We start from the raw sequence: 10512 nt of genomic DNA on the forward strand, positions 1-10512 counted from the left end.
CCACCGCCCAGCCCGTTGCCTAACCCGCCACCGCTCCCGCCGCCGCCGAGACCGCTGCTGGGGCTGAGCAGGCCGGCCCGCTGCAGCGCCGCCGTCTGGTCCGGCGTGATCGGGATCCCGTCGAGCAGACCGGCCTTACCCAGATCGGCGAGCTGCGCGGGGCTGAGGTCGCCGAGCGAGTCGATGCCCGCCGCGCTGGGCCCGAGCAGGCCGTCGTGGCGTAGCTGATCGAGCTGGGCGCCGGTGACGGGCACGTTGTCCAGGGCCCCGGACGAGTCGAGGACGGCGAGCTGGGCCGGGCTCAGATCCCCCAGGTCGTTGATCGCCCCGTTCGTCGGTCCGAGCAGGCCCGCCTGGTCAAGGGTGTTGAGATCGCCCTGGGACAGCGGAACGCCGTCGAGCAGGCCCGCCTGCTGCAGTGCGCCGAGCTGCGCGGGGCTGAGGTCGCCGAGGCTGCTGCCCGGCGGGGCGGCGAGGCCGGCCCGCTCCAACGCCGCGGACTGCTCCGGGGTCAGTGCCAGGCCGTCGAGTGCACCGGCCTGCTGCAGCGCGCTGAGCTGCTGCGGGCTCAGATCGCCCAGGGTGCTGGGCCCGGCACCGCCCATTCCGCTCTCGCCCAGCCCCGGCAGCCCATCGAGACCGCCCACACCGGAACCGGACCCTTCGGGGCCGCCCCCGGACGCGAAACCGCCGGGTACCCGCAACCCGCTGGCCAGGCCGTCCCCGAGACCGTCAGGCCCACCGAGACCGTCAGGCCCACCGAGACCATCCAGGCCGCCGCCGGAGCCCGACAACCCGCCGCCGGGGCCGCCCAGACCGCCGCCCAGGCCCTGAAGGTTGTTCCCGAGGCCGTTCAGACCACCGCCGAGATCACCTCCCAGGCCGCCAAGACCATTGCCCAGGCCGTTCAGGCCACCCCCCAGGCCGTTCAGACCGTCGCCCAGATCGCCGCCGAGGCCGTGCAGGCCGTTCCCGAGACCGTTCAGCCCACCCCCGAGACCGTTCAGCCCGTCGCCCAGATTCAGTCCCAGGCCGTTCAGGCCGTTCCCGAGACCGTTCCCGAGGCCGTTCAAACCGTTCCCGAGACCGTTGAACCCGTTACCGAGACCGTTGAAACCGTTGCCCAGTCCGTTGAAGCCGTTCCCGATACCGTTGCCGAGGCCGTTCAAACCGTTCCCGAGACCGTTGAACCCGTTACCAAGATTGTTGAAGCCGTTCCCGATACCGTTGCCGAGGCCGTTCAAACCGTTCCCGAGACCGTTGAAGCCGTTCCCGAGACCGTTCAGGGAGTTGTAAATGTCGTTGAGAGCGTTGTTGATGTCGCCGTTACCGCCGTCGTTCAGCGGGGGCGGCTTCGGGGGGCGGGGCGGGCGCGGCGGCGGCGTCTTGGCGAGCTTCATCGCCGAAGCCGCGTCCGCGAAGGCCTTGATCAGGGCGGCGGCGGCGTCCACCGAGGGTTGGAAGCTCTTCTGCACGTTGTCAGCCCACTGCTTGCGCACCGCCTGGTCGACGACCAGCCAGGTGGGTTCGCGCAGGACCGCGAATTCGCCGGGGACACCACTCCACTCCGGGAACCGGATGTACATCTCGCGCCACGAGTCGGTCAACGAGTCGTAACCCTGGTCGCCGCGGATCCGGCCGGTCTCCCACAGCCCGCCGGAATGGTTGCGGTTCGGGTCCGTTCCCATGCTGTCGTACACGACGGACTGGTCGAACATGGTGACGATCAGGCTGAACGGGTGGACCCAGACGCCCTTCGGGCCGGGCAGGGGGGCCCGCGTGTCCTCGGGGAGCTTCTCGCCCATCCAGTAGGCGTTGTCGCGCTTGAGCGCCGCGGCGAAGGCACGGGCACTCGTGACGGCGGCGTCCATCGGGTTCTTCCACGCCACCGCCGCCTCGGGAATGCCTTTCAGGCTGTCCTCGGCGGTGTCGACGCGGTCCCGGAAGGCCTCGGCGGCGGACCCCTGGAACGACGCGGCCTTCGTGTCCACGCCGGCGATGTCCACATCGAGGCGGGCGAGGACGTCGCTGGTCCACAGGCCTATCCCCTGCAACGCCTGGCTGACGCCCGCCAGCGTGTCGGGGTCGAAGGCCAGGCCCGGTCCCACGAGGCTGGTGCCGATCGCGCCGGCGGTGCTGGTCCAGGCCGAGCCGACCGCCATGAGCGGGTTGGCTCCCGACGGCGAGGCCTGCTCGCTGGGGTTGGTGGTGTTGCGGTTGTCGTCGCCGTCCTCCCCCTTGCTGCCGACCCACAGGGTCAGCCATTCGATGTTGCTGCCCCAGTCGCCGGTCATCCAGCGCCAGAAGGTCAGCGCGCCCTTCTTGAACGGCGGCTTCGCGCTGCCGCTGGTCTTGTAGGCCTCGTGCCGCTCGTCGGGGATGAGCCAGAGCGGCGCGGCGGCGCTGCGAACCGTGTCCGGCCGTAGCTGCGCGTCGATGCCGCCGCCGGTGTAGCCGGGCCCGCTCGGCGGCGGCTGGTTCTGGTTCTGGTTTTGGTTCTGGTTCTGGTTCTGGTTCTGGTTGAGCCCGCCACCGGCCGCGCCCACCGTGTAGCCGAGAACCGTGGACAGGACGTCCTCGATCTTGTCGGTCGCCACCGGTCAGCTCCCGGCGCCGTCGTCCCCGCCGTCGCCCGGCGACGCGGACGAGGTGGGGATGAACGACTCGAACTCCTCCCCGGTCATCGTGTTGAGATGCTCGACCGCGTCGGAGTCCTCCAGCAGGTACTGCAGGCCCCAGCGCAGGTTGGTGGCGTTGGTGTAGGTGGAGTCGATGCGGCCGGTGAGTCTCTGCCGGACGTGGTCCAGGTCCGAGGCCAGGCTCACGGCCTCGGCGAACTGCCCACCGCCGAGGCGGAGCGGAAACGCGTCACCCAGGGTGAGCTGCGAGTCCGGATTGTCGCCCCACTTGTAGTTGACCAGCCGGGTGTCGATCTCGTCGAGGAGCCCCACGTACTTGTCCCTGAGCTTCGTGAGCGTCGACTCGTCGATGACGATCGTGTCGGGCATCGTGCTCTCCTGTTGCTGCGTTCGTTGCTGCGTTCGGAAGAAGGCGGTTCGCAAGAAGGCGGTTCGCAAGAAGGCGGTGACGACCCGGGCCGGCCCTCGCCGGCCGCCGGTGGAGGGGAACCGCACGGCGGCGGCGGGGGCCGACCCCCGCGGCCGGTCAGGCACGCGGGGCGAGGTCGGTCAGATGAGCGAGCCGAAGACGTTCGCGCCGCGACTGTCGCCGAGCACGTACTCGTTGTGGATCTCCTCGAGCCGCCGCCGGCCCTCGGCCAGAGCCAGGTTCATGTCCGCCTGGCCCTTGTTCCACTGCTGCTGGGCGACCGTGTAGTTCTCCGGCGCCCGTCCCTCGTTGGCGGCGATGAAGGCCTGTACCTTCCGCGTCAGGTCGGCCAGCGACTGCTCGAGCTGCGTGCTGACGAAGTCGAGTTCGCCGGCGGTGTCGAGGGCGCTGTTCGGGCTGAACTGGTAAGTGGCCATGGTCTCCTCGATTCGTGTCGCCGCGGATGCGGCGGGCTTCGGGACGCCGGGGCCTGGCCGGGATGCGCCGACGGCAGCCCCCGACGACCCCGACGGCGCCCGCGGTCGGTCAGGTCAGCCCGGTGGCCCAGCCGGAGCCGAGCATCGCGGTGTTGTCCTCGGTGCTGGTCGTGATCTTGGCGTAGCTGGCCATCGACTCGTTGAGCATGTTCAGCGCGGTCTTGACCTCGTTGAAGCCCTGCTGCCAGGCCGCGATGGCGTCGCGGTACTTGCCGGCCGCGACCCCGCCCCACTGCGCGAACAGCAGGGACGCCGCGTTGTCGATCGTCTGCTGGACCTTGACGCACTCGTCCTGGCACTCGTCGAACGCCATGATCATTGACACGGTGGTGGTCTCGTCGGAGACGAGAAGCGGATCCGCCACTCGACTGCCCTCCTCGGGTCATACCGCTGTCGCGGCCTGCTGGTCTGCTGGTCTGCTGGTCTTGATGTGCTGGTTTGGTCGGGGCGTCGGTGGCATCACCCGCCTTCCGGGGTGGTCAACAGCGGGCCCGCCGGCAGCAACCCCAGCAGCCGTGGCGGGACGACGGTGGCCCGCTCGACCTGGAAGCCGAGCGCCCGCACCGCGTCGCCGGCCAGCGGGTAGCGGATGCCGACGCCGTCGACGAGCAGCGCCGGCTGGTCCTTGGCCGCCACGTCGGCGCGCGCCACCAGCAGAGCGCCGCCGCGAGGGCGCACCGAGACGGCGACACCGCCGGCGGCGCGGGTGCCCGGCGCGGCGGGCGGCGCGGCCAGCACGACGTCGAGGGACTCCGTATCCGGGTGGCCGGCATCCGGGTGGCCGGCATCCGGGTGGCCGGCGGACTCCACGCAGACCGCCTCGCCGTGCCCGGGGGCACGCAGCGGCGGCGGGACGGCGGGCAGCTCGTCCTGCGCGGCGCCGACGGCGGTGCGGGGGCCGGCGGCGAGCTCGGCCGGGGTTATCGGCAGCTCGGGTGCGCCGCCCGCCTCGGCCAGGGCGAGCGCGGCCTGGGTGGTGCTCAGCGGGGTCAGCCCCGCCGGCAGCAGGAGGTAGTGGACGGTGCCGGTGCCCCCCGCCGCCGGGGCGGCGAACAACTGGCCCAGCGCCGCAGGACGCCCACCGACCTGCGGGCCGGGGGTGCCCCGACCGGGCACGTCAACCGGCTCCATGTCCGGCCCGGCGGGTACCAGCTCCAGCCACGCCTCGTCGACCGGGACCGGCGTGGTGGCGCCGTAGCCCAGCACGGCCGCCGCCCACGGCCGGCCCATCGCCAGGCGCCGGCCGTGCCACAGCAGGTAGTCGCGCCCGGCGGCGGAGACGAGCAGGCCCGCGTCGCCGGTGATGCGCCGCTCCGCCGGCGGCCCGCCGATGTCGAGGCGCACCGCCACCGCCGGGTCGGTGCCGGCGCAGGCCCGCCACACCCCCACGTTGAGGTGGTCGGGCGCGGGCAGCAGGTCCGGGGCGTCGACCGTGCCGAGCGGGGCGCCGCGGGGAACGCGGGCGAGTTTGGAACCGGCGACGGTCACCGGGTCGACGGCGCCGTCGACCGCAAGCCGGGCGGAGGCGACGTTGCGCACCGGACGCAGCTCGCCGACGACGAGCAGGAACCTGCTACCCGTCGACCTGTCAATGATCAGCTTGCCGGGCTGGCGCCAGGCGGTCGAACCGCCGGACGAGATCAACGCCCAGATCGCGACGCCGGCCAGCATCGTGAGGGCCAGCAGGATCCCGGCGATCAGCCCGCGACTGTCGCGGCGGGTCGGCAGCTCGAGGGCGTCCGGTTCGGCGCGGACCAGCGCGCTGGTCAGCCGGGTCAGCAGGTAGCTCTGCGCGTCGACCTGGTCGCGGCGGGACTGCATGTCAGCCGACCCGTGAACGGACGAGGGAGATCCCGCCGAGCAGGCAGACCACCAGCGGCACCGCGAACACCAGCGCGACGGTGTGCGCCCAGTCGCCGACGCGGCCCCACACCGGCGTCATCCGCCGGCGCGGCAGCACGTGCGCGCCGACCCCCGCCGCGAGTGCCAACAGCAGGGTGAGCGCCAGGACCGCGCCGGCGGCCCCGCCGCCACCCGCCCGCGCGGCCAGCGACAGTACCAGCGCCAGCGCGCCGACCAGGGCCGGCAGGCCCAGTGCCACCCGGTGCCAGGTGCTGGTCATCGGGCGCACCGCGAGCACCTGGGCGAGCCCGACCAGGACGACGAGGACCGCCGGGATCACCCCGGGCGCGAGCGCGAGCCGGATCAGCCCGGCGGCGGTGACGGCGCCGGCGGCGGCGTGCAGGGCCGTCATGTACCGGTCGGCGGCGGCCGTGCGGGCCAGCACGTGCGGACCGGGCTCGGGGTCGATGTCGTCCTGTAGCTCGTCCGGTTCGACGGGCAGCGGCGGCAGCGCCATACCGGCGAGCTTGAACGCCGCCATCGGCACCGCCGGGCGTACCGCCGCGGCCGCCACCGACAGCACCGCCGCCGTCTCGGTCCAGGTCAGCCCGGCGAGCGTCACCAGCGCACCGGCCACCGCGACGGCCGCCGCCGCGGCGACGAGGGCGAGACCGACCGGGCGGAACACCACGTCGCGGTCGGCGACCAGGGCCAGCGTCGGCAGCGCCACGACGATGGCGACCCCGGCCCCGGCCAGCAGCAGCAATGCCGCCGACGGCCCGTGGGCGGCGTGCGGGCCGCCGCCCGGGGCGGGTCCGGCGAGGGCCAGCACCACCGCCTCCACCGCGAAGGCGATCCCGGCGCAACCGAGCAGGGTGCCCACCAGGCGGTCGCGCACGAACCAGCCGGCGGCGATCGCGGCGCCGAGCAGCAGCACCGCCGCGCCCGCCGCCCGCGGCATCCCGGCCCGCGCGCCGCCACCGGAGGCAGCGGGGTCGGCGGGGCCGCCGATGCCAGCGTGGCCGGCGAGTCCATCGCCGAGCAGCGGCATCGCGAGCGCCGCCAGCAGGAGGCCCATCATGACCAGCGCCGCCGCGGTCCGGTTCGTCCGCTGCCGCCACAGCCCCGCCCGTGCCCGCATGCCGGTGGCGACGCCGTCGATGAGGTCGTCGAAGTCCAGGGGGGGGATCTGGTCGGAGCGGGGCCGCAGGTGCACGGCATCGCCGTCGAGCAGGTTGTGGTCGGTGACGGAGAGGTCCTCGTCCAACGGCGCCTCCCCGAGCCGCTGCACCACCCAGCCGCTGTGCTCCAGGCCGCGGTCCGCCAGATCGGGGCCGAGGCTGCGCAGCATCGCCGGCATCAGGTCGGACAGCGGCACGTGGGTCGGGACCGACAGGTCGATCCGGCTGGTCGGCCCGACGACGAGGAGGCGGCAGACCTCCGCCGCGCTGCTCTGTGCCATACCCCCCGCACGGGCCGGCTCGCCGGAACCGTTCACACCGGTGATCCAGGTCACATCGACGGGGACAACCGGTGGCCGTGATCGGCACGTGTAGAGGGCATGGCCACGGTCCCGTTCCGCCGTCCCGCCCGCCGTACCGGCCCGGAGATGCCGCACGGGGACATCACGCTGCAGGAGCCCCCGGCCGTCCCCGAGGTCACCGGCGGCGGCATGCGCACCCTGCTGATGGTCGTCCCGACGCTGCTCATGTCCGGCGGGATGATGTTCTACTTCGTCGGCGGCACGTCGCGGTCCGGCCCGATGGGCCTGATCATGATGGGGATGATGGCCGTCGGGATGGCCGGGATGGGCGCGGGCCAGATGCTCATGCAGTCCGGCACCCGCAAGCAGAAGGTGGGCGGCGAGCGGCGCGACTATCTGCGCTACCTGTCCCAGACCCGCCGGCAGGTCCGCGGCTACGCCGAGAAGCAGCGCGACGCGCTCGCCTGGCGCCATCCCGACCCGGAGTCGCTGTGGTCGCTGGCGTTGACGAGCCGCCTGTGGGAGCGCCGCCCCACCCACCCGGACTTCGGCGAGGTGCGCATCGGCACCGGGGCGCAGCGGCTCGCCGTGCGGATCACCCCGTTGCAGACCAGCCCGGTGGAGGACCTCGAACCCGTCTCCGCCAAGGCCCTGCGCCGGTTCACCCGCGCCTACACCACGATCCCCCACCAGCCGGTCGCCCTGTACGTGCGCGGGTTCGCCCACGTACGCCTCGACGGTGACCGGGAGGCCGCCCTCGAGCTGGTGCGCGCCCTGCTCGCCCAGCTCGTCGCCTTCCACGCCCCCGACGAGCTGGCCGTCGCCGTGTCCGTCTCGGCCGAACGCCGGGCCGAATGGGCCTGGGTGAAGTGGCTGCCGCACGCCCAGCACTCCACCGACCGCGACGCGGCGGGACCCGTGCGCCTCGTCGGGGAGACCCTGGAGGACGTCGAACGTCTCCTCGGCCGCGACTTCGGCGAACGCGCCCGCTTCGAGACCGGGGCGACGCCGTCGCGCACCGAACCGTTCGTCGTCGTGGTCAGCGACGGTGGACGCATCCAGCCCGGCTCCCGTTTCCTCGTCTCCGGCTACCGCAACGCCGTGCTCGTCGACTTCGACGCCCACGAGGGCGGCAACCCCCGCCAGGCGCTGCGCCTCGACGTCACCACGACGGAGATCCACACCGTGGAGCGCGACCGCGTCGGACGCGAGATCCGCACCCGCCTCGCCGCCCCCGACCACCTGTCGCGGACCCGGGTCGCGACGCTGGCGCGGGCACTGGCCCGGCACAGCGCCGGGGTCAGCGGCGAGCAGGTCGCCGACGGGCTCGCCGCCAACCTGGACCTGCCGGAGCTGCTCGGCCTCGGCGACCTCGAGCGGTTCGACCCGAAGATCGGCTGGGCGGCGCGGCACGGCGCCGACCGGCTGCGGGTGCCGATCGGGGTGGCCGCCGACGGATCGGCGATCGAACTGGACATCAAGGAGTCCGCCGAGGACGGGATGGGCCCGCACGGCATGCTCATCGGCGCCACCGGCTCGGGCAAAAGCGAGCTGCTGCGCACCCTCGTGCTGGCACTGGCAGCGACACACTCGTCGGAGACGCTGAACTTCGTACTCGTCGACTTCAAGGGCGGCGCGACGTTCGCGGGCCTCGACCGGCTGCCGCACGTGTCCGCGACGATCACCAACCTCGCCGACGAGGCGGCGCTCGTCGACCGGATGCGCGACGCGCTGCGCGGCGAGCTGGTCCGCCGCCAGGAGCTGCTGCGCCGGGCCGGCAGCTTCAGCTCGGTGCGCGACTACGAGGCCGCCCGCGCCCAGGGCGCCGCACTCGACCCACTGCCGACGCTGTTCGTCGTCGTCGACGAGTTCAGCGAGCTGATCGCCGCGCACACCGACTTCATCGAACTGTTCGTGATGATCGGCCGACTGGGCCGCTCGCTGGCCGTCCACCTGCTGCTGGCCTCGCAACGCCTGGACGACGGCCGGATCCACCAGCTGGAAGGGCACCTGTCGTACCGGATCAGCCTGCGGACGTTCTCGGCGATGGAGTCGCGCGCCGTCATCGGCGTGCCCGACGCCTACGAGCTGCCCGCCGCCCCGGGCAACGGCTACCTGCGCTCCGACGTCGCGACGATCACCCGGTTCAAGGCCGCCTACGTCTCCGGGCCGTACCGGCTGCGCTCCGCCCGGATCCGCCAGGACGTCATCTCCAGCCAGGTTCTGCCCTACGGCACCGATCCGGCGCCGCTCGTCGCGCCGACGTCTGCGGAACAGGCCGAGCCCGACGAGACGACCGCGACATCGAGCACGGTGATGGAGGTGCTCGTCGACCGGCTCGTCGACCAGGGGCCGCCGGCGCACCGGGTGTGGCTGCCGCCGCTGGCGCAGCCGCCCTCGCTGGACCAGGTGCTGCCGCCGCTGCTACCCGACCCCGAGCACGGGCTGCGGCCGGTCAACTCCGGCGCGAGCACCCGGCTGACGACCCCCGTCGGCGTGATCGACAAGCCCTTCGAGCAGGTCCGCGACCTGCTGGTGCTGGACTTCGGCGGCGTCGGCGGGCATCTGGGGATCGCCGGCGGGCCGCAGAGCGGCAAGAGCACCCTGCTGCGGTCGGTCATCGCCGGGCTCGCGCTGACCCACTCCCCACGCGAGGTGCAGTTCTTCTGCCTCGATTTCGGCGGCGGCTCCCTGGCGGGCATCGCCGACCTGCCCCACGTCGGCGGGGTCACCGGCCGGCACGACCCGGACCGGGTGAGCCGCACCGTCGCCGAGGCGCTCGGCGTGCTGCGTGACCGGGAACGACGCTTCGCGGAGCTCGGCGTGGCCGGAATGGCCGCCTACCGGGAGGCGATCGCGGCCGGGCGGGCGCCGCAGGAGGAGTTCGGCGACCTGTTCCTCGCCGTCGACGGCTGGTTCGTGCTGCGCCAGGAGTTCGAGGGCGCGGAGGAGGGCGCCCGCGAGATCGCCGCCCGCGGCCTGAACTACGGGGTGCACATCCTGCTCACCGCCGGACGCTGGTCCGAGGTCCACCACACCATGCGCGACAAGATCGGCAGCCGGTTGGAGCTACGCCTCGGCGACCCGGTGGAGTCCGGCATCGACCTGCGGGCCGCCGCCGCCGTGCCGAAGCTGCCGGGCCGCGGCCTCACCGACGGCAAACTGCACTTCATCGCCGCCCTGCCACGCATCGACGGCGCGTCGTCCGTCGACGATCTGGCGCACGGCACCAGGCATCTGGTCTCCGCCGTCGTGGACTGCTGGCCCGGCCCGGGGGTGCGGGCGGTGCGCACCCTGCCGGCCGTGCTGCCGGTGGAGGAGCTGCCCCCCGCCGACGGGGCTCTGCGCGTCGCCCTCGGGGTGGACGAGCACCGGCTCGAACCGGTCTGGCACGACTTCGCCGCCCAGCCCCACCTGACGCTGCTCGGCGACGACGAAAGCGGGAAGACGAACCTGCTACGGCTCGTCGCCCGGGCCATCACCAGCCGCTTCACCCCCGCACAGGCCCGGATCATGGCCGTGGACTACCGGCGTGGCCTGTTCGACGACATCCCGGACGCCTACCGGCTCGGCTACTCCGTCTCCCCGGACTCGACGAAGGCGACCGCCCGAGACGCCGCCGCGGGCCTGACCCCCCGGCTC

At 73.3% G+C, this 10512-nt stretch carries 6 protein-coding genes and 1 pseudogene; 1 reads left to right on the forward strand and 6 read right to left on the reverse strand.

Annotation, left to right across the window (positions count from 1 at the left end; genetic code table 11):
* The 6 genes and pseudogenes from NBZ85_RS20810 to eccD form a co-directional block, all read right to left on the reverse strand.
* A pseudogene (locus tag NBZ85_RS20810) lies at positions 1-2597 on the reverse strand (hypothetical protein); the annotation flags it as partial.
* A gap of 3 nt (positions 2598-2600) precedes the next feature.
* Complete coding sequence (locus NBZ85_RS20815; protein ID WP_261556597.1) at positions 2601-3008, reverse strand: hypothetical protein; 408 nt, start codon at positions 3006-3008, stop codon at positions 2601-2603.
* 180 nt (positions 3009-3188) lie between these two features.
* Positions 3189-3485, reverse strand: a complete 297-nt coding sequence (locus NBZ85_RS20820) for a WXG100 family type VII secretion target (protein ID WP_261556598.1) — start codon at positions 3483-3485, stop codon at positions 3189-3191.
* Positions 3486-3594: 109 nt separating this feature from the next.
* Entirely contained in the window at positions 3595-3909 is a 315-nt protein-coding gene (locus tag NBZ85_RS20825) for a WXG100 family type VII secretion target (protein WP_261556599.1), read from the reverse strand.
* Between the two features lie 95 nt (positions 3910-4004).
* Positions 4005-5366, reverse strand: a complete 1362-nt coding sequence (gene eccB / locus NBZ85_RS20830; RefSeq protein WP_261562440.1) for a type VII secretion protein EccB — start codon at positions 5364-5366, stop codon at positions 4005-4007.
* Between the two features lies 1 nt (position 5367).
* The gene (gene eccD / locus NBZ85_RS20835; protein WP_261562441.1) at positions 5368-6849 is read right to left on the reverse strand and encodes a type VII secretion integral membrane protein EccD; all 1482 of its coding nucleotides are present in this window, start codon (positions 6847-6849) and stop codon (positions 5368-5370) included.
* A gap of 99 nt (positions 6850-6948) precedes the next feature.
* Here eccD and eccCa point away from each other — a divergent pair.
* Positions 6949-10512 (forward strand): type VII secretion protein EccCa (gene eccCa, locus NBZ85_RS20840; RefSeq protein ID WP_261562442.1); only part of this gene is annotated, 3564 nt, incomplete at its 3' end.

The sequence above is a fragment of the Frankia tisae genome, from assembly GCF_025403405.1.
GTDB classification, from domain to species: domain Bacteria; phylum Actinomycetota; class Actinomycetes; order Frankiales; family Frankiaceae; genus Frankia; species Frankia tisai.